A 24,058-nucleotide genomic window follows, 5' to 3' on the forward strand; every position below is an offset into this window, starting at 1 on the left:
AGGTCCTGCATGATACGCCTGTTTTCTCATATGCTGCATTACTGGCGCGGCGTGCGATGCTTGGCGACCGAGGACTTCCCAGGCGCGGTGCTTCACTTGAGCAAGGTGATCCAGCTCAATCCGCGCAACCATTACGCCTACCACAATCGCGGCGTTTCCCTTCAGGGCATGGGCAGCTACGCCAGCTCGATCGAGGATTTCAGTCTGGCGCTCAAGCTCAAACCGAACGCGCAGACCTACGGCGCTCGCGGTGTGTCACGGAAGTTTCTTGGCGACTTCGACGGAGCCGTTGACGACCAGACGCGCGCTCTCGCTCTTGAGCCCAGGCTCGCGGCCGCTCATGGCGAGCTCGCGTACCTTCATCATGTGAAGGGCGATCTGGATCGCGCGATCGTCCAGAGCACGACAGCGCTCGACCTCGCGCCCAAAGATCCGATCATGCATAGGGGACGTGGCTACATACAGTTCTGCCGCGGCAGGTTCGAAGCGGCAGCAGCGGACATGGAACGATCGCTCGCGCTCCAGTTCGAGCCCTATGCGGCCCTGTTTCTTTACTTGTCGTTGGCTCGATCGCCGGGACGCGTCAGGCCTGATCTCGCTGCTTTCGCCGGGCGCTGGACGACGGCGCAGTGGCCCGGACCGGTGTTCGATCTTCTGATGGGGCGCTCGACCGCACAGCAGGTGCTGGATGCGGCCGCAACGGCTTCTGAACAGGCCGAAGCCTATTTCTACATCGGCGAGTGGCATCTCCTGAACGGTCGCGATGACGAGGCCAGCAGGGCACTCGAGATCGCCCTGCGTTCGTTGCCGCCCTGGTTCAACGAGCATCCAGCCGCGCAAGCCGAGCTTGCTCGGCTTGCCGATACGGTCGCGATCAGTTGACCTCTGAGCCCAGCTGGCGCGCCCCTCTCACCAGCCGCCCCGGCCGTGCGCCGGTGGCTTCGCCATGGCGGCGCGTCACCACGCCGGACACGATCGTCGCGTCGTAGCCGTCGACCTCCTGCATCAAGCGGCGGCCGCCGACCGGCAGGTCGTAATGCACCTTGGGCGGATGCAGGTGCAGCCGGTCGTAGTCGATGACGTTGACATCGGCCTTGTAGCCCGGCGCGAGCAGGCCGCGATCGTCGAGGCCGACGGAGAGCGCGGTCTTGCGCGACTGGGCCGCGACGACAAAGGGGATCGAGAGCCTGTCGCCGCGCTTGCGGTCGCGCGTCCAGTGCGTCAGCAGATAGGTCGGGAAGCTGGCGTCGCAGATGATGCCGCAATGGGCGCCGCCGTCGCTCAGGCCCGGCACGCTTCTGGGGTTGCGCAGCATCTCATAGGTGGCGTCGAGATTGCCGTCGGAATAGTTGAGGAACGGCACGTAGAGCATGCCGCGCCCGCCCTCCGTCAGCATCGCGTCATAAGCGAGCTCCTCCGGGCGGCAGCCGCGGGGCGCGCGCCTGCGCGCCGAGCGACCGCTCCGGCGGCTGCTCGTAATCGGGCGGATCGCCGAGCAGGTACATCTTGTCGTAGTTCGGCTTGAAGAACAGCGGATCGTCGGTCGCGCTGGCCTGCTCGCTGAGGATCGCCGCGCGAACCTGCGGATCGCGCATTCGTGTGACGCGCTCGCCGAGCGGCAGGTGCGCGATCGCCTGGTAGCTCGGATGCGTCTGCAGCGGGTTGCGCGACAATTCGAGCCCGAGCAGCAGCCCCACGGGGCGCGCCGCGATCTGCGCCGTCACCGACAGGCCGCGCGCCGCGGCGGCATTAATCTCGGCGAGCGTCTGCCGCCAGCGCTGCGGCGCGCGGTCGTTTTGCGTGACCGAGAACGAGATCGGGCACTTCGTCGCGTCGGCGATGCGCAGCATCATCGGCAGGTCTTCGTGGATGGTCGAGATGTCCAGCACGAATTGCAGCACGCTGCGGCCGGCGCTGTGCATGGCGCTCGCGATCGTCGTCAGCTCGTCCTCTCCGGCCTTCAGCGTCGGCGTGTAGTCGCCGGTGGAGGTGCGATGGTTGAGCGTGCGCGAGGTCGAGAAGCCGAGCGCGCCGGCCTTGACCGCGTCGCGCGCCAGCGCCGCCATCGCGCGGTTGTCGTCGGCGGTGGCGGGATCGCGCCGAGCGCCGCGCTCGCCCATCACATAGACGCGCAGCGCCGCATGCGGCAGTTGCGCGCCGATGTCGAGATCGAAGGAGCGCTTGGCCAGCCATTCCATGTAGTCGGGAAAGCTTTCCCATTCCCAGGGAATGCCGGCTTCGAGCACCGGCTCGGGAATGTCCTCGACGCCTTCCATCAGCTGGATCAGGCGCTGGTGATCTGCCGGCCGGCACGGCGCGAAGCCGACGCCGCAATTGCCCATGATCGCGGTTGTGACGCCGTTCTGTGATGACGGCGAGATGTCGTGGCTCCAGGTGACCTGGCCGTCATAATGCGTGTGAACATCGACGAAGCCCGGCGTGACGAGCTTGCCGCGCGCATCGATCTCCTCGCGGCCTGATGCGGCAACCTTGCCGATAGCGACGATGCGGCCGTCCGCGATCGCGACATCGGCCTCATAGAGCTCGCCGCCCGAACCATCGGCAACGGTCCCGCCGCGGATCACGAGATCTGGCTGCGTCATGGCGTGTCTTCCCCGGATGTTTGTTGTTGTGGGGGCATCATCGGCCAGCGGGCGATGATGTCAACATGCGGGAGGTGAGGGCAGCGTTGCGACAGCAGCCGATGGAGTAAGCCGCAGCCATCGCGGTGCCCATGACTGCGCCCTCTCCCCTTGCGGGAGAGGGCATGTGTGAGGGTTCGGCAAGCTCGCTTGGGTGAGGGGTATGTCTCCACGAGCGCCGCAAGCGGATAGATACCCCTCACCCGACTGCGCAAGTGGATGAGCCGGTGATGCCCTCTCCCGCAAGGGAAGAGGGCGCTGCATCTGGCAGCGCTGACGAACTAACAATCGGTTGTCCGTAGTCCGTAGAGTGGGCAAAGCGAAGCGTGCCCACCGTTTACGGCGGCGGTCTTAGTTGCAATGGTGGGCACGCTGCGCTTTGCCTACCCTACGACGATAACTACGCCGTCTTCTTCTTCGGCTCGGTGAAGAACGCCAGCACGATGGTCAGCAGCATGAACACCACGGACGTGCCGAACACCCAGCGCGGGGCGTTCATGTCCATGATCCAGCCGAACAGCAGCGGGCTGACGACGCCGGCGAAGTTGAAGCCGGTGGAGACGATGCCGAAGGCGCGGCCGGCGGCGCCGGCGGGAGCGGCGTTGCGGACCAGCATGTCGCGCGAGGGCGCGATGACGCCGCTCATGAAGCCGGCGGTCAGCATGATCGCGACCAGCAGCACCGGATGCAGGCTGACGAAGGTGATGATCAGCACCAGCACGGCATTGATGGCATAGGCCACCGCCGCGACCAGGTTGTGATGGCGGATGCGGTCGGCGAGCTGGCCGCCGGCGAGCACGCCGACCGCGCTGGCGCCGAGGAAGGCGGTGAGCGCAATGTTGGCGGTCGAGAACGAGATGCCGTAGCCGTTCATGAAGGCGACCACGCCGAAGCTGGAGATGCCGGCGTTGGACAGGCTGAGCAGCATGAAGAACACGGTCAGCAGCATCAGCATCGGCGTCAGCAGGCCCGGCTGCTTGACCTTGGTGCCATCAGCCTTGGTGGCATGCGGATGCGGCGGCACCTCCGGCACGTTGCCGACGAGCAGCAGCAGCGCGGCGAGCGGCCCGACCAGGCCCGCCGCGATCAGCGCGCCGGAGCCGCCGACGGCGGTGACCAGCGCCGCCATCACGGCCGGCGCGACCGCGCCGCCGAGATAGCCTGCGAAAGTATGCACGCCGAAGGCGCGGCCCATCCGGCTCTCTTCCATATGCGCCGACAGCAGCGCGTAGTCGGACGGGTGATAGACCGCGTTGGCGAGGCCGAGCAGCACCGCCGAGACGACGAGGCTGGTATAGGTCAGGTAGACCCCGAGCATCGCCAACGACAGGCCGCCGAGCGTCAGGCCGAGCAGCAGGATGCGGCGGGCGCCGGCGCGGTCGACGAGATAGCCGACCGGGGCCTGGGTCAGCGCCGAGACCACCGCGAACAATGTGAGCGGAAAGCCGAGCTCGACATAGCCGACGCCGAGCTTCTCCTTCAGGTAGGGAAACAGCATCGGCAGCACCAGCATGTGCAGGTGGCTGACCCAATGCGCCAGCGAGACCAGCGCCAAGGTGCGCAGCGACGAGGCGGCCCGGACCGGAGCGGCGGTGTGTTGCGATGCGGCGAGAACGTCAGCCATGCTCGATCCGTGTGGCTCCGGAGCGTCGATGATGAAACTGGAGAGCGCGTTGCCGGCAAACCGCCGAGGCTCCCGCAATGCGGGCGCGCGACACATCGCCACACTATCGGATTGCGGTTCATTGTCCATGAACGCCGGCGCATGGCACCTGCGCGCAGTCCCGATTTAGGCCGTCGTCCCGGCGAACGCCGGGACTCATAACCACCGTCGCCTATGGCGAAACGCGATGCCGCTCCAGCCTGACTCACCCCGCGCCAGCGGTGTTTATGGGTCCCGGCTTTCGCCGGGACGACAGCGGAGTTGACGAGGCACCTCTGGGCGATCGGCACAGCGTGACCTCGATCCCCTCACGACTGCGACGCAAACCCGGGATTGCCGTCGACGCCCGAGAGCGTGACCTTGTTGGTTCCCGTCAGCACCAACTGGCCGTTGCGCAGGTGGTTGGCGACGACGTCCCACACTGGCTTGCCGTCCTGCGCATTCATCGAGGCCCAGCCGGCGACCTTGTAGGTCTTGCCGGCTTCCAAGGGATGGCCGTCGTCGCGCGTGAGGTCGGAGATGCGGCGGCCGATCGGCTCCGACGGCGTGCAGCGATAGGAGAAGCCGCCGGTGCGCACCATGTCGCCGCCCTGCTGCAAATAGGGATCGGCGTTGAAGAGGTTGTCGCAGACGTCCTCGAGCACGGCCTTGATGTCAGCCCCGGTCATCCGCTGCACATAGGTTTCCGGGTAGGTGATCGCGGTCTGCGCGAGCACGTCCTCCAGCATGATCGACTGGCCGGCGAGCACCGAGGGGCCCCAGCGGAAACCCGGCGACAGCGCCAGCTCGGCATCGAGCTCGCGGCGCAGCGCCGCGCAGATCAGATCGTCGGTGGTGCCCTCGAAATTGCCGCGGCGATACAGCAGCCGGTCCGAGGTCGCGAGCTTCTCGCTCCAGGCGGCGACCTGCGGCTGCTGCGTCTGGTCGATCAGCGCCTGCATCGCCGGATCAGGCTTCAGCAGCTCCGAATAGACCGGCAGCAGCCGATAGCGTGCATCGGCGACGCGGCCCTTGCCGACGTCGAGATCGAGCACGCCGACGAATTTGCCGTTGGAGCCGGCATTGGTGACGAGGGTGGCGCCCTTGGCGTTGCTGACCGCGACCGGCTGCGGGATCGCGTCATGGGTGTGGCCGCCGAGGATGACGTCGATGCCAGTGACGCGGCTCGCGAGCTTGAGGTCGACATCCATGCCGTTGTGCGACAGCAGGATCACCGCATCGACCTTGTCGGCGCCGCGCAGGGCATCGACCAGCTTCTGCAGCTCCTCCTCGCGGATGCCGAACGTCCAGTCCGGCGTGAAACGGCGCGGATGGGCGATCGGCACGTAGGGGAAGGCCTGGCCGATGATGGCGATGCGCGCGCCGCCGATCTCCTTGATCGTGGCCGGCTTGAACACGCGGCCGGAGCCGCGGTCGAACGCCTTGGCGTCGTTGAACGCTGCCTCCTCGGTCAGGAACACATTCTGCGCCAGGAACTCGCCCTTGAAGCGCGCGAGATTGGCGCGCAGCGCCTCCTCGCCATAGGTGAACTCCCAGTGCCCGGTCATCGCGTCGATGCCGAGCAGATTGGCCGCGCTGACCATGTCGGCGCCGCGCATCGCATGGGCCAGGCCGGTGCCCTGCCAGAGATCGCCGCCGTCGAGCAGCAGCGAGCGACGGTCGCCGGCGTCAGCGCGCAGCTTGTCGATCAGCGTCTTCAGATGCGCGAAGCCGCCCATCTTGCCGAAGCGGACCGCAAATTTCTCGAACTCGAACGAGGTGAAGGCATAGGCCTCGGCGCTGTCGGGGCGGATGCCGTAGCGGTCGAGGAAGGCGCGCTCGACCAGATGCGGCGGCTTGCCCCACATCTCGCCGATGCCGAGATTGACGCTGGGCTCGCGGAAATACACCGGCCGCAGCTGCGCATGCGTGTCGGTGATGTGCAGGATGCGCGCATTGCCGAACTTCTCGACGTCGTAGAGGCTGACGGTCTCGGCGGCGCAGGCGTTGCGCAGCAGCGCCGGCGCGGCGAGCACGGCGGCACCTGATGCTTTGAGAAAATCCCGGCGCCGCATCATCGCTCGCGTCCTAGCGGATCTCCAGGTCCTTCCAGCGCTGCTTCTCGCTGGTGGCCTGGACGATCGAGGCCTTGGCGAGCGCCTCGGCCTCCTGCGCCGATTTCAGCGCCTGGTCGAAATTGCCGGACTCCGCCGCCTTCTTTGCAGCATTCAGTGCGGCCTGGGTCACGGTCCATTGGTTGCGCAGACGTCCGGCTTCCTTGTTGGCGCTCTCGGCCGCCGCGACAGCCGCGACGTAGTCGGCTTCCGACGCAGCCCGCGCGGAGCCGGCGCAGACCGCCGACACCATCATGGCGAACACGATCTTTTTCATGACGTTTGTTGTCGTGACTTTATTGGTCATGGCCGCGCTCCCGGTCCTGAAACCGGCAGGCCGTTCGACACGTAGGACAGATAATATTCGAGGTTGCGATACTCGTCCGACTGCGGCTCCAGCGGCACGGCGCGTGTCTGGCTGTTGCACGTCACGATGCGGCGGCTGATCGTGCCCATGCCGCTCCATTCGGAGCGGTAGATCGGCATCGCGTTGAGAATGCCGAGCGCAGGCGCCAGGATCTCGGCGCGGATGCGCTCGCCCGGGCTCTGCACGTGACAGCTCGCGCAGGAGAAGTTCAGCTGGCCGCGGCGGGTGTAGAAATATTCCTTGCCCTTCTCATAGGCGTCCAACGCGCGCGGATCGTCGGGGATCTTGATGTCGAAGCGCTTGCCGCGCGAGGTGAACGCCATGTAGGCGGTCAGCGAGGCCATCTCGTCCTTGACGTAGGAATAGGGCGGCTCGCCATTGGCCTCGCGGCAGCGGTTCAGCGCCAGCTCGAGCGTGACGACCTTGCCTTCCTTGTCGTCGAAATACGGGTAGTTCTGGCGGATGCCGATGCCGCCGTTCGGGAAGCAGTCGGCATAGGTCTTGCCGTTCTTGAACGGCTTGGCGAACATCTCCTTGCCGGCCTCGAGCGCGAACTCGTAAGGCGGAAACTGCTCCTTCTCCTCCCACTGCCGGCGCATGTCGGCGTTCATCGAATAGGGACCGTTGACGAAATCGTCGAACGCCACCTTCGGGAACTTCTTGACGAAGTAGTCCTGGAACGCCTTGGCGTCGGCAACCGGGTTCGGCTTGTCCGCGGCAACCGCGGAGACGCCGAAACCGAGCGCCCCCGCGACAGCAAGAAGGAGGCGCAAGCGCATCATTGGATCGTCGCCGTCAGGCTGTCGGTCGCGCCCTTGTTGTCGACCCAGCTCACCTTCAGCTCGTCGCCCTTCGCCGCGCCCTTGAAGCCGAACTTGACGTAGGGATCCTTGGAGACCGCGGTGCCCCAATCCGCCAGGAACACGGTCTTGTCCTTGTGCGTGAAGGTGAGTTGCTGGATGTAGTGCGCCGGAATGACCTCGCCCTTGGCGTCCTTGACCAGCCCCGTATCCATCGGGTGCTGGATTAGGGTTTGCACCTCGGTGATGTCGCCGTTCAGGATCGCGCGGACGCGAATGCTCGATGCCATGGTCGCTCTCCCTAGCCGCCGCAGCCGCCGACGGTGACCTTCACTTCCCTGGTCGCGCTGTAGAGCTTGCCGCCGGATTCGACGAGCGCGATCACGCTGGAGGTCTTGGCCATCTTCAGCCGGTTCGCTACCGCCGGCACGGTGCCCTCGGGGATCTTGTAGGATGCCGCGAGCGCGTTCGGGTTCTCGGCGACGATGAAGGAAATCGAGGTGACGTTCTGCAGGCTCGTCGTCACCGCGATCGGCACCACGCCGCCGTTCTCGGCGATCTCAGGCGCATCCAGCTTGATCTTGTCGGACGCCTCGTGATCACGGCCGTACAGCGCCTTGATCGCGTCGCCCGCGTTCTTCTGCTTGAAAGCGTCTTCGGGATATTTGTTGTCGTTGGTGGCGGCGAACACGGGCGTCGTGTGCAGCACGGCGTTGCCGAGGCCGATCAGCGCGACGAGGCCTGCGCCCTTCAGGATCAGGCGGCGGCTGGCCACTGGGCCGAACGAGGCAGTCATAGGTGTCTCCAAACGGAATCAGAGGGTCTGCAGGAAATCGACGATGGCGCTGATTTCCTGCTCGGTCAGGATGCGGTTGCGGCCGAACGGCGGCATCACCGTCAAGGGATTGCGGACCGTCTCGTCGTTGAGGATCGCGGTCAGCTCGGCACGGTCATACCGGCCTTTGAGGTTCTCGAGCTTCGGCCCGATCGAGCCCGGCAGGTCGCCGCCCTTGATCTCGTGGCAGGTCAGGCAATTGCCCTTGCCGCGGTCGAACGCCAGCTTCTGGCCGTCCGTGGCGCCGGACTGGGCGTGAGCAGCTGCGGAAAGGGCAAGCGAAAGCCCCAGCGTCAGGGCGGTACGCATGACGGATGTGATCAAGGTGGAGTTCCGACGTCTCGGTGATGCCAGCAATATAGGGGCTGCAAAGCATAAAGACCATCGGCTGACAATGCAGGTATGGTGGCCGGCTGAACGCGGTTAACGAGAGCCGTTCAGCGGCGGCCAGGAGAGTTGCAATGGCGGAGTATGTCGTGGAGTTCGGCCGGGATGGCCGGCGGGTGGAACCGGACGGACGGCTGGATGCCCCCGCGTTCCATCGCAACCATCAGCCGATCTGGGCCGTGCTGGCGCGGCTGCTCGACGGCCGGACCGGCGACGTGCTGGAGGCCGGCAGCGGCACCGGGCAACATGTGGTGCATTTCGCCGCGCAGCGGCCTGATCTCATGTGGTGGCCGAGCGATTACAACGACAATCACCTCGCCAGCATCGCGGCGTGGCGTACGCACGCCGGTCTCTCCAACATCCGCGACGCCCAGCGCATCGATCTCTCAGATCCGGCCTGGGTCGCCGGCTTCAAGGCCGCCGGCGGCCCGGCGCAACTCGCCGCGATCTTCTGCGCCAACGTCATCCATATCGCGCCGTGGGCAGTGGCGGAGGGATTGTTCGCGGGGGCAGGCGAGGTGCTGTCACCGGGTGGGCTGCTGATGCTCTACGGCCCGTTCAAGCGCGGCGGCAAGCATACGGCGGTCAGCAACGCCGTGTTCGATACGTCTCTGCGCGAGGGCAACCCGGAATGGGGCGTCCGCGACATCACCGATCTCGACGCGCTCGCCGCGCGCAATGGCCTGACGTTGCGCGAGATAGTGGAGATGCCGGCGAACAACATGATTCTGGTATTCGCGCGCAGCTCGTGACTTGTCGACGGCGCATCGCCATCCACAGCCGTCGTCCCGGCGAACGCCGGGACCCATAACCACAGGGGCCAGTTGTGACGCGAGATCGTTGTGACAACTGTCATCGCGACAAACTGCTGCCGCGGAGTATGGATCCCGGCGTTCGCCGGGATGACAGCTGTGGGTGGCGCGCGCAGCGCCGTCCGTAACGAAGCGCGGGGTTACCCCATCTCCAGCCCCACATGCCGCGCGAGAAACCGCACGCCGAGCGTGATGAAGCTGGCGCGCTCGCGGTTGTCGGTGCCGTAGCCGTGGCCGCCGGCGGCGGGCTCGTAGAAATAGCTGTCGTAGCCCATGGCCTGCAGCTTGGCGGTCATCTTGCGCGCATGGCCCGGATGTACGCGATCGTCGCGCCGTGTCGTGGCGATCAGGATCGGCGGGTAAGGCTGGCCGGGCTTCGCCGTGTGATAGGCCGAGTAGGTCTGTAGCCAGCTCCACTCCTCGGCCTTGTCGGGATCGCCATACTCCGCGATCCAGCTCGCGCCTGCCAGCAGCTTGGTGTAGCGGCGCATATCGATCAGCGGGATGGTGCAGAACAGCGCGCCGAAGCGCTCGGGATAGCGCACCAGCATGTTGGTGATCAGGATGCCGCCATTCGAGCCGCCCTGCGCGCCAATGCGCTTCGGTAGCGTGACGCCGCGCCGGACGAGATCGGCGGCAACAGCGGCGAAATCATCATGCGCGAGCCGCTTGCCGGCGTAGCGGCCGGCGTCGTGCCAGGCGGTGCCGAACTCGCCGCCGCCGCGGATGTTGGCTTCGACGAGGCTGCCGCCGCGCTCCAGCCACAGCTTGCCGAGCGCAGCATTGTAACTGGGGCGAATGGTATGGCCGAAGCCGCCATAGGCGCTCATATACACGGGCGCATCGCCCGTGAGCTCGGCCGGTCCGGTCAGCGTGTAGGGAATGCTGGTGCCGTCCACCGAGACCGCCTCGTGTCGCGACACCACATAGCCCTCGGCGGTGAAGGTGCGCGGCGCCCGCTTCAGGATGACGGGCGCACCAAAGCCCTCGATGAGCTGGAGCGACGGGGGCGTCAGCGGATCCTGGACATTGGCGAGCAGGTCGCCATTGCTCTCGGTGTCCTCGATGTCGAACCGCCAGACGTCCACGGTCGCGATCTCCGGCAATCCCGGCAACTGCTCGCAAGTCCATCGCTGCGGTGACGGCGTCCACAGCTCGAATTGCGGCCGGAGCTCGTCGAGGATCGACAGCACCAGCCGGCCACCGGCCCAGTACAGTCCCTGCAGCGCGCGGCGTTGGCCCGGCTCGAACAGGCGAACGAAGTCGCGCGAGCCGGCCAGAAACGCCGACAGCCGGATGCCCAACACGACATCGGCGGGATAGGCGGCCTCGCCGACGATCCATGGCTCACGCAGCTTCACGGCCATCCAGTCGCCATCCGCCGTCATCCAGCAATCGGTCGGCAGATCGAGCCTGGTGCGCGCGCCCTGGGCGTCGCCGAGCCAGAGATGATGGTTGAAGAAGTCGAGCCCCTCGGTGAACCACACGCGCGCGGGCGTCACGCTGCGATCGACACCGGCGCGCACCCAGACCGACTGATCGTTCCCGGCGGCGAAGATCACCTTCGCTGCATCGACCGGCTCGCCCCGCCGCCACAGCCGCACGGTGCGGGCATAGCCCGACGGCGTCGCCATGCCCTCGCCGAACGCGCTCGACAGCAGCAGCGTGTCTTGGTCGAGCCAATCGACGCTGCCCTTGGCCTCGGTGAGCGTGAAGCCACCCTCGACGAAACGCTTGGTGCTGAGATCGAATTCGCGAAGCACCACCGCGTCGCTGCCGCCGCGCGACAGTGACAGGATCGCGCGCTCATGAATCGGCGGCAGGGTCGAGACCCAGTTCAACGTCCAGTCCTCGCCTTCGTCGGCGGCGAGACGGTCAATGTCGAGCAGCACGTCCCATTTCGGCTCCGCTTTGCGGAACTCGTCCAGCCTGGTCCGGCGCCACAGCCCGCGCGGATGCGCCGCGTCCTTCCATTGATTGTAGAGGCGGCCGCCGCGCCGGCTGACGAACGGAATGTTGTCCGGCCGGTCGAAGATCGCAGCCAGCGTGTCCCGATCCCTTTCGAAGCCCGCGCCCCCGAACGCCGCGAGCGTGCGCTGATTCTGCGCCGCGACGAAGGCGAGCGCGCGCTCGCCCTCGATGTCCTCGAGCCACAGATGCGGATCGTCGTCGGGGGCGGCGAGGGTCGGACGATCGTCGATTGACATGGCTCAAGCTCCGCAGCCGCCGTTGACGCGAGAATACCGCCGGCTGGATTAGCCGGGCCGGCTTGGCCTGTCGAATCACGCATCGCGCATGGCTTGCTTCCGTTGCGGCCGGTTGCCTCGGCCGCGGGCTTCCCGCAATAGTGCCGCGACAGCGGAGCAATGAGGCAGCGCGGGCCAGGCCAGCGCCGTCCGGACAACCCATGATCGACGTGACCGTGACCGAAGACACTTCCGATGATGCCCGCGCGCGCCGCAACGTCGCCCGCCTCGCTGCCGCGCAGGCGCTGACCGGCGCCAACTCGGCGGTGATCTTCGCCACCGGCGCGATCGTCGGCGTCACCATCGCGCCGAACATCGGTCTCGCGACCGTGCCGATCTCAATGTACGTCGTCGGCCTCGCGGCCGGCACCTTGCCGACCGGCGCGATCTCCCGCCGCTATGGCCGCCGCGTCGCGTTCCTGATCGGCACCGGCTGCGGCGCCGTCACCGGCGTGCTCGGCTGCCTCGCGATTCTGCGCGGCTCGTTCGCGCTGTTCTGCCTGGCCACGTTCCTCGGCGGCCTCTATGGCGCGGTCGCACAGTCCTACCGCTTCGCGGCCGCGGATGGCGCCAGCGCGGCCTTCCGGCCGAAGGCGGTGTCATGGGTGATGGCCGGCGGCATCTTCGCCGGCCTGCTCGGTCCGCAGCTCGTGCAATGGACCATGGACGTCTGGCAACCGTATCTGTTCGCGTTCAGCTACCTAGTGCAGGCTGCGGTGGCGCTGATCGCCATGGGCATCGTCGCCGGCGTCGATCTGGACAAGCCCGCAGCTGCCGATCTGCATGGCGGCCGTCCGCTGTTCGAGATCGTGCGCCAGCCGCGCTTCATCGCGGCGGCATTGTGCGGCACCATCGCCTATCCCGTGATGAACCTGGTGATGACCTCGGCGCCGCTGGCGATGCAGATGTGCGGGCTGACGGTGTCGGATTCCAATTTCGGCCTGCAATGGCACATCGTCGCGATGTATGGCCCGAGCTTCTTCACGGGCTCGCTGATCGCCCGCTTCGGCGCGCCGGTCATCGTTGCCGTCGGGCTGGCGCTGGAAGCCGTCGCCGCGATCATCGGACTGTCAGGCCTCACCGCGATGCACTTCTGGGCCACGCTCGTGGCGCTCGGTGTCGGCTGGAATTTCGGCTTCGTCGGCGCCTCCGCTTTGGTGCTGGAGACGCATACGACCGCCGAGCGCAACAAGGTGCAGGCCTTCAACGATTTCCTGATCTTCGGCCTGATGGCGCTGGGCTCGTTCTCATCGGGCCAACTGCTCGCGCATTTCGGCTGGTCGGCGGTGAACATGGTGGTGTTCCCGCCGGTGCTTCTGGGCTTGTGCGTGCTGGCGCTGGTGTGGTCGTCGAAGCGGCGGGTGGCGGCGGAGCCGGGATAACAAGAGCTCGCACGCAACAATAGGCTCACCCGTCGAGCGGATCGGGCGGTGTACCCTCTCCCCTTGTGGGAGAGGGTGGTTTCGATGCGAAGCATCGAAACCGGGTGAGGGGTTGCCCCGGGCGACGGCCTGAGTATGCGGCACGAACCCCTCACCGGAGTGAGTTTGTAGCTGCCGGCGGTGTAGCCCTCTCCCACCCTGGCGAAGCTTTGCTTCGCCTTAGGGGAGAGGGCGCAGTCATGGGCACCGTAGCGGCGGGAGCGCTGTCGTGCTCCTGACTACTTCAACTCCGACACCTCGCCCTCGGGCAGGTCGAACTCGAACGCGTTCAGCGTCATCGAGACCATCGTGTAGTAGCCGCACAGGCCGATGATCTCGACCAGGCCGCGCTCGCCGAGCGTGGCGATCGCCTCGGCATAGAGCGCGTCCGTCAACCCGTGCCCCTCATGCAATGACTTGGCGACATCGTAGATGATCTGCGCCTTCGGATCGGAAAATTCCGGCGTGCGGCGGTCGCGGATGGCATCGATGATCTTGATGTCCAAGCCGCCGGCCAGCGCCAAGCGCTTATGCGCGTACCATTCGTAATGCGCGGTCCAGTGCCGGGCCGTCACCAGGATCGCGATCTCCGAGAGAGCCGCCGGAAACACCGTGTCGTAGCGCAGGAAGGCGCCGAGCCGGGTGGCGTGCCGCGCCATCTCCGGGCTGTTGAGCCACGCCATCATCGGCGGCGGCGGCGAGCCGCGCTTGCTGGCGATCGACTCGTCATAGGTCTGGCGCTGGTCGGCGCTCATTTCGCCAGGCGAAAGAAGTTTCAGGCGCATGGTCGTGTCCTCGTATTTTCACGCAGCGGTATCATGACCATAGATCGGCCTTCGAGGCGAGCCGCCCGCGGCGACATCGATATTGAATTCCCTGACGTGCTGAGGTTAGGTCGTGCCAACGACAGCAAACATGGAAACGCGCGAGGACTGGGCATGGCCGATCTCGACACATTCCGCCGCGAAACGAGGGCTTGGCTGGAGGCAAACTGCCCGCCCGAAACGCGCCAGCCGATGACCTCCGAGGAGGATACGTTCTGGGGCGGCCGCAACGCGAAGTTCTCCTCCGAGCCGCAGCGCGTCTGGTTCGAGCGCATGCGCGACAAGGGCTGGACGGTGCCGCATTGGCCCAGGGAATATGGCGGCGGCGGCCTCGATGGCGAGGAGGCCAAGATCGTGCGCCAGGAGATGGCCGCGATCGGCGCGCGCGCGCCGATCACCTCGTTCGGCATTTCGATGCTCGGGCCGGCGCTGCTGAAATACGGCACGGAGGCGCAGAAGCGCGAGCACCTGCCGAAGATCACCGCCGGACTCATTCGCTGGTGCCAGGGCTATTCCGAGCCGAATGCCGGCTCCGACCTCGCCTCGTTGCAGACGCGCGCGGAGAGCGACGGCGACGACTACATCATCAACGGCCAGAAGATCTGGACGTCCTACGCCAACTACGCCGACTGGATCTTCTGCCTGGTGCGCACCGATCCCACGGCGAAGAAGCATGACGGCATCAGCTTCATCCTGTTCGACATGACGTCGAAGGGCGTCACGACCAAGCCGATCCTCTTGATCTCCGGCCGCTCGCCGTTCTGCGAGACCTTCTTCGACAATGTGCGTGTGCCCAAGGCCAATGTGCTCGGCACGGTCAACCGCGGCTGGGACGTCGCGAAATATCTCTTGCAGCACGAGCGCGCGATGATCTCCGGCATGGGCGAGCGCGGCGGCAGCCGGCCGCTCGGCCAGGTCGCGGCGGACTCGGTCGGCAGCGATGCGCAAGGCCGGCTCGACGATGCGCTGCTGCGCGCCGAGATCGCCACCTTCGATGTCGATGAGGCGGCGCTTGCCGCTGCCGCGGAGCGCATGGTCGATCTCGCCAAGGCAGGGCAGGGCCATCCGGCGTTCTCCTCGGCGATGAAGTATTACGGCACCGAGCTCAACAAGCGCCGCCACGAGCTCCTGATGTCCGCGGGCGGCATCGACGCGCTGGAATGGGAGAGCGAGCGCTCGCACGAGGGCGCCCGTGCGCGCGCCTGGCTGCGCACCAAAGCCAACTCCATCGAAGGCGGCACCTCCGAGGTCATGCTCGGCATCGTCGCCAAGCGCATCCTCGATCTGCCGGGGGCGTGACGAAAGACCCTCATCCTGAGGAGCGCGCCCTTGGCGCGCGTCTCGAAGGATGAGGCCCCACTGTCGGCCTCATGGTTCGAGACGGCGCAAGGGCGCCTCCTCACCATGAGGGTTGAGAGCGAACTGGTCAGCTGCAGCTTGAGTTTCAAGGATTCTCGCCATGCCTCTCCTCCTCACCGAAGAACAATCCATGCTGCGCGACAGCGCGCGCGGCCTGATCTCCGATCACGCGCCGGTCGCGCATCTGCGCAAGCTGCGCGACACGCGCGATGAGGCCGGCTTCTCCAGGGAGCTCTGGGCCACCTTCGCCGAGATGGGCTTTGCCGGCCTGCTGGTGCCCGAGGAGCACGGCGGCTCCGGGCTCGGCGCGGTCGAAGCGGGTGTCGTGATGGAGGAGATCGGCCGCACCTTGATGCCGTCGCCGTTCCTCGCGACGGCGGTGCTGTCGGCGTCCGCGCTGACACGCGCCGGCTCGGCCGCACAGAAGTCGGAGCATCTGCCGAAGATCGCCAGCGGCAAGCTGCTCGCGGCGCTCGCGCTCGACGAAGGCGCCAAGCATCGTCCGCTGCACACCTCGCTTCAGGTCATCCGCTCCGGTAACGGCTTCAGGCTGAGCGGCGCCAAGGCGATGGTGGTCGATGGTCATGTCGCCGATCTCCTGCTCGTCGTGGCGCGCAGCGCCGGCGCGCCGGGCGAGCGCGAGGGCCTGACGCTGTTCCTGGTCGACCCCAAGGCCAAGGGCGTCGCGATCGAGCGCACCATCATGGTCGACGCGCACAACGCCGCGCGCATCACATTCGACAATGTCGAGGTGAATGCGGATCATGTGCTGGGCGAGATCGATGGCGGCGCGACCGTGCTCGGCGGCGTGCTCGATCTCGGCCGCGGTGCCGTCGCCTCCGAGATGGTCGGCCTCAGCGAGGAGGTGTTCGGCCGCACCGTCGCCTATCTCAAGGAGCGCAAGCAGTTCGGCAAGGCGATCGGCGAATTCCAGGCGCTGCAGCACCGTGCAGCCCAGCTCTACATCGAGATCGAGATCACCCGCGCCGCCGTGCTGAAAGCGCTGCAGGCGCTCGATGCCGACCCCACCAATGCGACCGCAGCCGTTGCCGTCGCAAAAGCCCGCGCCGGCGCCACCGCGACGCGCGCGGTGCAGGAGGGCGTGCAGATGCATGGCGGCATGGGCATGACCGACCAGTTCGACATCGGCTTCTTCATGAAGCGCGCGCGAGTGTGTGAGGAGCTGCTCGGTGATGCGCACTATCACGCGGCGCAGTTGGCGGAGAAGAGAGGGTATTGAGTCGGATCGCCGGCTGAGTCGGGCGGTCGCCCCTAAAGGATGCAGTCGCCTAGACGCTCTGCTGAGGGCCGAAATAGGCCTACAACGACGGTGTCGTCCCGGCCTTGAGCCGGGACCCATAGCCACCGTCCGCAATTTGGCGAAGGCTGGAGCTGTCTGCGCGGGTCACCGCGTCGTCTTGGGGTTATGGGTCCCGGCGTTCGCCGGGACGACGGCGGTGGGTGTGGCGCCAGCCGGGTCACGACTGCCGCAAACATTGCATTGAGCTCTCGAAGGTCCATCTTGATAGACTAAGACGAAAAGCGCGCCGTCATCAACGGCGCGCTCTCGTTTCAATCGATGCTTTGTCGTATCAGTGATGCATCGCCGTCTTGGCCGGCGGCAGCAGCACCTTGTCGATGACGTGGATGACGCCGTTCGAGGCGCCGATGTCAGCCTGGACGACATGGGCGTCGTTGACCTGCACGCCGAACATGGTGCCGTCGACGGCCACCGGCTGGCCCTGCGCGGTCTTGACGCTGAGCTTCTTGCCGGCGACGTCGCCCGCCTTCACCGCGCCCGGGATCACGTGATACTTCAGGATCGCGGCGAGCTTGCCCTTGTTCTTCGGCTTGAGCAGGTCCTCGACCGTGCCCGGCGGCAGCGCGGCGAACGCGGCATCCGTCGGCGCGAACACCGTGAACGGACCCTTGCTCTTCAGCACCGGCACGACGCCCGCGGCCTTGGCGGCGGCGACCAGCGTCTTGAACTGGCCGGCACCGACGGCGGTGTCGACGATATCAGCCGCGCGAGCGGCGGTAGCGGAGATGGAGAGCGCGCCCAGCATCAACGCGCCGGCAACGAACGAACGGAATCCCAGCGTCATTCGAGTGTTTCCTTGTGAACTGAACTGATGAGTTGGCTGATGCGCAAAAAGGATTTGCGGCCCTTGTTCTCCCCTGTGGTCCAGGGTCGCATCACCCCGACCGGATTGGTCGAAATCGTTACGACCGGTGCGATCGGATGGATTTGAGAGATTGTTCACGAACTCGTGAGCGTGTTGCCGAGGCGTCCAGGCGATATGTGCGAGACGCATGAATCCGCACAACTAATCGGCCGGTATCACTCGACGGCTTTGCCCGTCGTGCCATTTTGTCGCAATCCGACGGGCGTTGTGTCGTCGGGCAAATCAGCCGCACATTCCCGCTCGTCTTAGCCCACAAGAGGGACGCTTCGCGGTCGTCACGAGTGTCGGGCTGATGATGCGATGGCCGCATCGGGTCGCAGCGTGAGAGATCATGCCGACGAACGACGCCGATGCGGACGTGAAAGCGCGTGGTCCCGGCATCGCGGTGCTGATGCCAAGCCGGGGGATGATGATGGTCTCGCCGGCGACGGTGGCTAACAAGCCGGACACCGAGGAGAGCGCGCCATAAACGTAAAGCCATCGCGCAGGGAAGGCCGGGTCGCTCCGGCTGAGCCTGTGGTTCCTGCCGCCTGCATTTTTTTTCGCAGGCGGGCCGCAGGTGCCAGTCGGCACCTGGCCTTCCCTGCGCCCTCGATCTGGAGAGGGCGTAGAAATTAGCAAAGCTCGGGCGCACGGGGCGTCGCGGGGAAGATGATGGCTGCTCTACGTCAAACACCAGAGGTGCAGCAGGCGCGATGCCGATAAATGCGCCCTCTCCCCTTGTGGGAGAGGGCTACACAAAAGACAACTATAAGCTCGCTTGGGTGAGGGGTTCGTGCCTCACACTCCGCTCCGAGCTCGTGGCAACCCCTCACCCGGTTTCGATGCTTCGCATCGAAACCACCCTCTCCCACAAGGGGAGAGGGTACACCGAGCATGTCGAGAGAGGTGTTGCAAACGTCGAAGAGAATCCGGCTGTCGCAACCCACAGCCTACCGGATCGGCGGCGCGTACTGGATGCCGCCGGCGTTCCACAGCTGGTTCATGCCGCGCGGGATCTTCAGCTTGGACTCGCTGCCGACGTTGCGCTCATAGACCTCGCCGTAATTGCCGACGTGGCGGATGATGCGCGCCGCCCAGTCCTTCGACAGGCCGAGATCCTGGCCGTAGGTGCCCTCATTGCCGACCAGCCGCATCACATCCGGCTTCTTCGACTTCAGCGCCTCGTCGATGTTCTTGGAGGTGACGCCGAGCTCCTCGGCATTGATCATCGCATACAGCGTCCACTTGACGATCATCATCCAGTCGTCGTCGCGCTGGCGCACGACGGGTGCGAGCGGCTCCTTGGAGATCAGATCAGGCAGGATGTCGTGATCGCCCGGCTTGGTCAGCACCAGCCGCAGCGCATAGAGCTGCGAGACGTCGGCAGTGAAGGTGTCGCACTTGCCGCTGTCATAGGCCTTGAGGACGTCGTCGAGCTTGGGCAGCTTGACCTCCTCATACTTCATGTTGTTGATGCGGAAGTAGTCGGACACGTTGAGCGCGTTGGTCGTCGAATCCTGCACGCAGACCTTGCTGCCGTTGAGGTCGAGCGCGGTCTCCAGCTTCCGCGAGCGCGGCACCATGAAGCCCTGGCCGTCGTAATAGGCGACCGCCGGGAAGTACAAATCGTAGTTCTGCTCGCGGGCCATCGACCAGGTGGTGTTGCGCGAGAGGATGTCGACCTTGCGGCTCTGCAGCTCCTTGAAGCGCTCGCTGGCGTCGAGCGGCACGAACCTCGCCTTCTTCGGATCGTCGAAGATCGCCGCCGCCACCGCGCGGCAGAAGTCGACGTCGAAGCCGGTCCAGTTGCCCTTGTCGTCGGGGATCGAGAAGCCGGGCAGGCCGGCATTGACGCCGCACAGCACCTCGCCGCGGCGGACGGTGCGCTTCAGGGTGCGGGTGTCGTACATCTCATAGGTGACGGCGAGCGCCGCGACGAGAACGGCGACGGCGAGCCCGATCAACAGGCCGCCTCGGAAAGTGCGCATGGTGAATCTCTTTCGGAAAATGTCAGAACAAAGCGATGGCTGAATGTCCGGCGGCAGGCGCCGCCGTCACAGTTCCGGCTTCTGCCGCACCACGACCTTGGTGCCGACGGGCACGCGGTCGTAGAGATCGGCGACATCGGCATTCACCAGGCGGAAGCAGCCGGAGGAAATCTTGCTGCCGATGGTCCAGGGCTGGTTGGTGCCGTGGATGCGGTACACGGTGGTGCCCAGATACATCGCGCGCGCGCCCAAGGGATTGCCGGGGCCGCCGGCCATGAAGCGCGGCAGATAAGGCTGGCGCTGGATCATCTCCGGCGGCGGCGTCCAGTCCGGCCACTCCGCCTTCTTGGTGATCGACAGCAGGCCCTGCCACTGGAAGCCGTCGCGGCCGACGCCGATGCCGTAGCGGATGGCGCGGCCGCCGGGCTGCACCAGGTAGAGATAGCGCTCGGCGGTCGAGACGATGATCGTCCCGGGCGGCTCGGTGGTACGGAAATAGACGACCTGCTTGCGCCACTCCGGATCGAGCTCGTAGCCGTCATCGGCGACGAGACCGGGCTGATCGCCCGGGTCCTCGGACTGGGCGAAGCTGTGCGATGTGGACAGCGCCAGCGCGATGATGGCGCTGGCCGCACACAGCAGGCGACGGAAACTCGGCATTCAAAGCTCTCCTCAACGGACCCCTGCGAAGCTTGCCCGATCAAATCCACCCGCCAAATTTCAGGGGCATCTTGGCCGCAAAGTCAAGCTGAGCGCAGCGCGTCCGTTGTCATCCGAGCTTCATCCAGAGCCGCAGCAGGAAGGCGACCGCGCCGACGGTCGCCACGCCGGCCAGCCACAGCGCGACGAACCAGGCGAGGCGCTTGGCGAGCGGGGCGGGCGGCTCGGAGCGCATCAATGATAGCCGGCGTCGTGGCCGATCTTGCCGCGAAACACCCAATAGGCCCAGCCGGTGTAGCCGAGGATCAGCGGCACCAGCACGAGCACGCCCGGCAGCATCAGCAACTGGCTGCGCTCCGGCGCGGCCGCCTGCCAGATCGTGATGCTCTGCGGCACGATGTAGGGATAGATGCTGATGCCGAGGCCGGCATAGGACAGGAAGAACAAAGCGAGGGCCAGAAAGAACGGCCAGCCATCGTGCCTCTCAGCGAGGTTCTTCATCATCAGCACGGTGACGCCGATGACCGCGAGCGGCACCGGTGCGGTGAGGATGATCGCCGGCCAATTGAACCAGCGGTGGGCGTATTGAATGGTCAGCAGCGGCGTCGCGAGGCTGACCGCGGCGATGGCGAGCAGCATCATGAACAGAAGAATCCAACTGATCCGGTAGGCCTTGTCGCGCAGGTCACCCTCGGTCTTGAGGATCAGCCAGGTCGCGCCGAGCAGCGCGTAGCCGGCGACGAGCGAGATGCCGGTGAGGATCGAAAACGGCGTCAGCCAGTCCCACCAGCCGCCGGCATAATGCCGGCCCTCCACATGCACGCCTTGCAGGATGGCGCCGAGCGCGATGCCTTGCGCCAGCGCCGCCACCCAGGAGCCGCCGGCAAAGGCGATGTCCCAGAGATTGCGTGTCGCGCGGGTGCGCCAGCGGAATTCGAAGGCGACGCCGCGGAAAATGAGGCCGACCAGCATTGCGATCAAAGGCGCATACAGCGCCGGCAGCAGGACGGAATAGGCGAGCGGAAACGCCGCCATCAGGCCGCCGCCGCCGAGCACCAGCCAAGTCTCGTTGCCGTCCCACACCGGCGCGACCGTGTTGGTGATGATGTCGCGGTCCTGCTTGGCCGGAAACAGCGGGAAGAGGATGCCGAGGCCGAGATCGAAGCCGTCCATCACGACATAGATGAACACGGCGAGCGCGATGATGAACGCCCAGAGGGTGGCGAGATCGACGGCGACGCTCATGATCCCGCTCCCTGCACGACGCCGGCCGCCGGCGTGATGCCGGCCGTCCGCACCGGCTGCGCGCTGCTCGGGCCGGGCTCACCGGGATGCGGCGGGTCGGCCATCAGGCGCAGGATGTAAATCACGCCTGCGGCGAAGATGATGAAGTACACGATGATGAAGGCGAGCAGCGAGGTACCGACCGCGGGCGCGGCGAGTGGCGAGACCGAGTCGGCGGTGCGCAGCAGCCCGTACACGGTGAAGGGCTGGCGGCCGGTCTCGGTCGTCACCCAGCCGGCGATGACGGCGATGAAGCCGGCCGGACCCATCGCGATCGCGAAGCGATGCAGGCCGCGATTGATGTACAGCCGGCCGCGCCAGCGCTCCCACAGGCTGAACAGGCCGAGCGCCAGCATCAGCATCCCCAGCCCGACCATGATGCGAAACGACCAGAAGGTGATCGGCACCGGCGGCCAGTCCTGCCGCGGCACGGTGTCGAGCCCGGCCATCGGCGCGTCGATCTGGTGCTTGAGGATCAGCGAGCCGAATTTGGGAATGCCGAGCGCGTATTTCAGCTCGCCCTTGGCCTGGTCGGGCCAGCCGAACAGATATAGCGGCGCGCCGTCCTTGTGGCTCTCGAAATGACCCTCCATGGCCATGATCTTCACGGGCTGGTGCTCGAGCGTGTTCAGGCCGTGCTGATCGCCGACGAAGATCTGGATCGGCGCCACCAATGCCGCCATCCACATCGCCATTGAGAACATCACGCGCGGGCCCGGCAGATGTGGATTGTGCAGGAGATGCCAGGCGCCGACGGCGCCGACCACGAGCGAGGTGGTGAGATAGGCCGCCAGCACCATGTGAACGAGACGGTAGGGGAAGGACGGGTTGAAGATCACCTTCAGCCAGTCGACCGAGACGAACTGGCCGTCGGCGTTTACGGCGTAGCCGGCCGGCGTCTGCATCCACGAATTGGCGGAGAGGATCCAGAACGCCGAGATCAACGTGCCCACGGCGACCATCAAGGTGGCGAGGAAATGCAGATTCGGGCCGACGCGCTTCAGCCCGAACAGCATGACGCCGAGGAAGCCCGCCTCGAGGAAGAACGCAGTCAGCACCTCATAGGCCATCAAGGGGCCGATCACCGGGCCGACCTTGTCGGAATAGACCGACCAGTTGGTGCCGAACTGGTAGGACATCACGATGCCGGAGACGACGCCCATCGCAAAGGCGATGGCGAAAATCTTGAGCCAGTAATTGAAGACGTTGAGATAGACGTCGCGGCCGGTCCACAGCCACAGCGCTTCGAGCACCGCGAGGTAGGAGGCGAGCCCGATCGAGAAGGCGGGGAAGATGATGTGGAAGATCACCGTGAAGGCGAACTGCGCGCGCGCCAGCTCCACCGCATCCAAACCGAACATCCGAAACCGTCCGTCATTGCGAGGCGCGCCCGGCCCCTTCGCGCGGACAATCGCACCGCAGAGGGGCGATATCAAATGGTCAAATCGCCCTACGGCGATCCCACAAAAGACGAAGACCCGGCGGGGGCATCCGCCGGGTCTTCGGAGCAACCTTGGAGGTGGAATTTGCTCGCTCAAGACTGAGGTCAGCTGGGGGACTGAGGCTCAGTTGATGGGGGACGTTATAGCTGTCGAAGTTTTCGAGGTGATTTCGCCGATTGTTTCAATTGTGTCATTCGGCGATTTTCGTGCGTCGTCGTCTTCTGGACCCGCCGGGACATCGGTCCCGACGAGGATGTGGCGCTCAAGCTGCGAGACTGTTAACGCCGGCACCGCGCAGCAGTTCCGCGAGGTGCTTGCGGGCATAGAACATGCGGGTCTTCACGGTCGACTGCGGGATGCCGATGATCTGGCCGACCTCCTCCACCGACTTCTCATGGTAGTAGATCAGCGTGATGATCTCGCGATGCGCCGGCGACAGCTTGGCGACGCAGGCCCGCAGGATGGCGCTGGTGGTGGCGCGCTCGAGCGAGGTCTCCGGCGTGTCGCTGTCATCGGCGATCTCGCGCACCTCGTCCTGGTCGATGTCCTCGAAGCGGCGCTGGCGCAGCGCGGTCAGCGCCTTGAAGCGGGCGATCGAGAGCAGCCAGGTCGAGACCTGCGAGCGGCCTTCGAACTGCTTGGCGGTGCGCCACACGTCCAGGAACACCTGGCTGACGAGGTCCTCGGCAATGGTGGTGTCGCGGACGATGCGCAGGATGAAGCGATAGACCCGCACATTGTGGCGCGCATAAAGTGTGTGCATCGCGGTGCGGTCACCATCGGCAATGCTCTCCAGGAGCATGTCGTCCGTGGTCGCCTGGGCCGCGATGATGCCCTGGCTGGCTGCGGAATTGATGGCAACGACGTTCTGCATGGCACTCTCCCGTTCCGCCGCCCCCTTGCGGCGTTTCGACGGGTGGGATTGTTACGGAGTGCCCGTTTCGGGACGTCTGCACGAAATCAGGAAAATGGTTTCGTCGGAGTGCAGAAATGTTTCGTCGCACCGCACATCGCGAAACAGTCGTGGCGGAATTGTGCCTTATTCCAAAATGCGGAACTGAATCGGC

Annotated in this window: 22 protein-coding genes and 1 pseudogene; 6 read left to right on the forward strand and 17 right to left on the reverse strand. The window is 65.8% G+C overall.

Annotated elements, in window-relative coordinates; genetic code table 11:
- Nucleotides 1-9: 9 nt before the first annotated feature.
- Nucleotides 10-882 (forward strand): tetratricopeptide repeat protein, encoded by an 873-nt coding sequence (locus ACVILH_RS09565; protein ID WP_456712672.1) that lies wholly within the window; start codon nt 10-12, stop codon nt 880-882.
- Here the strand turns inward: ACVILH_RS09565 and ACVILH_RS09570 are convergent.
- The 8 genes and pseudogenes from ACVILH_RS09570 to soxX form a co-directional block, all read right to left on the reverse strand.
- Nucleotides 875-2,603: pseudogene (locus tag ACVILH_RS09570) on the reverse strand (N-acyl-D-amino-acid deacylase family protein). The gene ACVILH_RS09565 and the pseudogene ACVILH_RS09570 overlap by 8 nt on opposite strands.
- 439 nt (nt 2,604-3,042) lie before the next feature.
- Nucleotides 3,043-4,266: an MFS transporter gene (locus ACVILH_RS09575; protein ID WP_456712673.1), complete on the reverse strand. Its 1,224-nt coding sequence runs from the start codon at nt 4,264-4,266 to the stop codon at nt 3,043-3,045.
- 347 nt (nt 4,267-4,613) lie between these two features.
- Nucleotides 4,614-6,362: a thiosulfohydrolase SoxB gene (gene soxB / locus ACVILH_RS09580; protein WP_456712674.1), complete on the reverse strand. Its 1,749-nt coding sequence runs from the start codon at nt 6,360-6,362 to the stop codon at nt 4,614-4,616.
- Nucleotides 6,363-6,372: 10 nt separating this feature from the next.
- Entirely contained in the window at nt 6,373-6,675 is a 303-nt protein-coding gene (locus ACVILH_RS09585) for a hypothetical protein (RefSeq protein ID WP_035648874.1), read from the reverse strand.
- Between the two features lie 26 nt (nt 6,676-6,701).
- Nucleotides 6,702-7,547, reverse strand: coding sequence for a sulfur oxidation c-type cytochrome SoxA (gene soxA / locus ACVILH_RS09590; protein ID WP_456712675.1), 846 nt, complete (start codon nt 7,545-7,547; stop codon nt 6,702-6,704).
- Nucleotides 7,544-7,855, reverse strand: a complete 312-nt coding sequence (soxZ, locus tag ACVILH_RS09595) for a thiosulfate oxidation carrier complex protein SoxZ (RefSeq protein ID WP_456712676.1) — start codon at nt 7,853-7,855, stop codon at nt 7,544-7,546. The genes soxA and soxZ overlap by 4 nt, the downstream gene beginning before the upstream one ends.
- An 11-nt stretch (nt 7,856-7,866) precedes the next feature.
- On the reverse strand, nt 7,867-8,361 hold the full coding sequence (soxY, locus tag ACVILH_RS09600) for a thiosulfate oxidation carrier protein SoxY (RefSeq protein ID WP_456712677.1): 495 nt from the start codon (nt 8,359-8,361) through the stop codon (nt 7,867-7,869).
- Nucleotides 8,362-8,379: 18 nt separating this feature from the next.
- Nucleotides 8,380-8,709, reverse strand: coding sequence for a sulfur oxidation c-type cytochrome SoxX (gene soxX / locus ACVILH_RS09605; RefSeq protein ID WP_456712678.1), 330 nt, complete (start codon nt 8,707-8,709; stop codon nt 8,380-8,382).
- Nucleotides 8,710-8,861: 152 nt separating this feature from the next.
- Here soxX and ACVILH_RS09610 point away from each other — a divergent pair, with 152 nt between their 5' ends.
- Entirely contained in the window at nt 8,862-9,539 is a 678-nt protein-coding gene (locus tag ACVILH_RS09610) for a DUF938 domain-containing protein (RefSeq protein WP_456712679.1), read from the forward strand.
- Between the two features lie 200 nt (nt 9,540-9,739).
- On the opposite strand, the gene ACVILH_RS09615 is transcribed toward ACVILH_RS09610, so the two are convergent.
- Nucleotides 9,740-11,806, reverse strand: a complete 2,067-nt coding sequence (locus ACVILH_RS09615; RefSeq protein ID WP_456712680.1) for a prolyl oligopeptidase family serine peptidase — start codon at nt 11,804-11,806, stop codon at nt 9,740-9,742.
- A 200-nt stretch (nt 11,807-12,006) separates the two neighbouring features.
- Between ACVILH_RS09615 and ACVILH_RS09620 the strand changes: the two genes are divergently transcribed.
- A complete protein-coding gene (locus ACVILH_RS09620) occupies nt 12,007-13,227 on the forward strand; it encodes an MFS transporter (RefSeq protein WP_456712681.1) in 1,221 nt (406 codons plus the stop codon).
- A gap of 278 nt (nt 13,228-13,505) precedes the next feature.
- Here ACVILH_RS09620 and ACVILH_RS09625 read toward each other — a convergent pair whose 3' ends face one another.
- Nucleotides 13,506-14,051, reverse strand: coding sequence for a carboxymuconolactone decarboxylase family protein (locus ACVILH_RS09625; RefSeq protein ID WP_456712682.1), 546 nt, complete (start codon nt 14,049-14,051; stop codon nt 13,506-13,508).
- Between the two features lie 153 nt (nt 14,052-14,204).
- Here ACVILH_RS09625 and ACVILH_RS09630 point away from each other — a divergent pair, with 153 nt between their 5' ends.
- Nucleotides 14,205-15,389: an acyl-CoA dehydrogenase family protein gene (locus ACVILH_RS09630; protein WP_456712683.1), complete on the forward strand. Its 1,185-nt coding sequence runs from the start codon at nt 14,205-14,207 to the stop codon at nt 15,387-15,389.
- A 160-nt stretch (nt 15,390-15,549) separates the two neighbouring features.
- The gene (locus tag ACVILH_RS09635; protein ID WP_456712684.1) at nt 15,550-16,689 is read left to right on the forward strand and encodes an acyl-CoA dehydrogenase family protein; all 1,140 of its coding nucleotides are present in this window, start codon (nt 15,550-15,552) and stop codon (nt 16,687-16,689) included.
- 352 nt (nt 16,690-17,041) lie between these two features.
- Here the strand turns inward: ACVILH_RS09635 and ACVILH_RS09640 are convergent, their stop codons facing one another.
- Nucleotides 17,042-17,554: a fasciclin domain-containing protein gene (locus ACVILH_RS09640; protein ID WP_456712685.1), complete on the reverse strand. Its 513-nt coding sequence runs from the start codon at nt 17,552-17,554 to the stop codon at nt 17,042-17,044.
- A gap of 412 nt (nt 17,555-17,966) precedes the next feature.
- On the opposite strand from ACVILH_RS09640, the gene ACVILH_RS09645 reads away from it, so the two are divergent.
- Nucleotides 17,967-18,104, forward strand: a complete 138-nt coding sequence (locus ACVILH_RS09645) for a hypothetical protein (RefSeq protein ID WP_456712686.1) — start codon at nt 17,967-17,969, stop codon at nt 18,102-18,104.
- Between the two features lie 463 nt (nt 18,105-18,567).
- On the opposite strand, the gene ACVILH_RS09650 is transcribed toward ACVILH_RS09645, so the two are convergent.
- The 6 genes from ACVILH_RS09650 to ACVILH_RS09675 form a co-directional block, all read right to left on the reverse strand.
- A complete protein-coding gene (locus ACVILH_RS09650; protein WP_456712687.1) occupies nt 18,568-19,605 on the reverse strand; it encodes an amino acid ABC transporter substrate-binding protein in 1,038 nt (345 codons plus the stop codon).
- Nucleotides 19,606-19,671: 66 nt separating this feature from the next.
- Nucleotides 19,672-20,265 (reverse strand): L,D-transpeptidase, encoded by a 594-nt coding sequence (locus ACVILH_RS09655; protein WP_456712688.1) that lies wholly within the window; start codon nt 20,263-20,265, stop codon nt 19,672-19,674.
- A 109-nt stretch (nt 20,266-20,374) separates the two neighbouring features.
- Nucleotides 20,375-20,500 carry a DUF2474 family protein gene (locus ACVILH_RS09660; RefSeq protein ID WP_456712689.1) on the reverse strand — a complete coding sequence of 42 codons (126 nt, stop codon included), beginning with the start codon at nt 20,498-20,500 and terminating at the stop codon, nt 20,375-20,377.
- Nucleotides 20,500-21,510 carry a cytochrome d ubiquinol oxidase subunit II gene (gene cydB, locus ACVILH_RS09665; RefSeq protein ID WP_456712690.1) on the reverse strand — a complete coding sequence of 337 codons (1,011 nt, stop codon included), beginning with the start codon at nt 21,508-21,510 and terminating at the stop codon, nt 20,500-20,502. The genes ACVILH_RS09660 and cydB overlap by 1 nt, the downstream gene beginning before the upstream one ends.
- The gene (locus ACVILH_RS09670) at nt 21,507-22,910 is read right to left on the reverse strand and encodes a cytochrome ubiquinol oxidase subunit I (protein ID WP_456712691.1); all 1,404 of its coding nucleotides are present in this window, start codon (nt 22,908-22,910) and stop codon (nt 21,507-21,509) included. The genes cydB and ACVILH_RS09670 overlap by 4 nt, the downstream gene beginning before the upstream one ends.
- Before the next feature lie 343 nt (nt 22,911-23,253).
- Complete coding sequence (locus ACVILH_RS09675; protein WP_456712692.1) at nt 23,254-23,865, reverse strand: sigma-70 family RNA polymerase sigma factor; 612 nt, start codon at nt 23,863-23,865, stop codon at nt 23,254-23,256.
- Nucleotides 23,866-24,058: the final 193 nt, after the last annotated feature.

The organism is Bradyrhizobium sp. USDA 4353 (genome assembly GCF_054063215.1).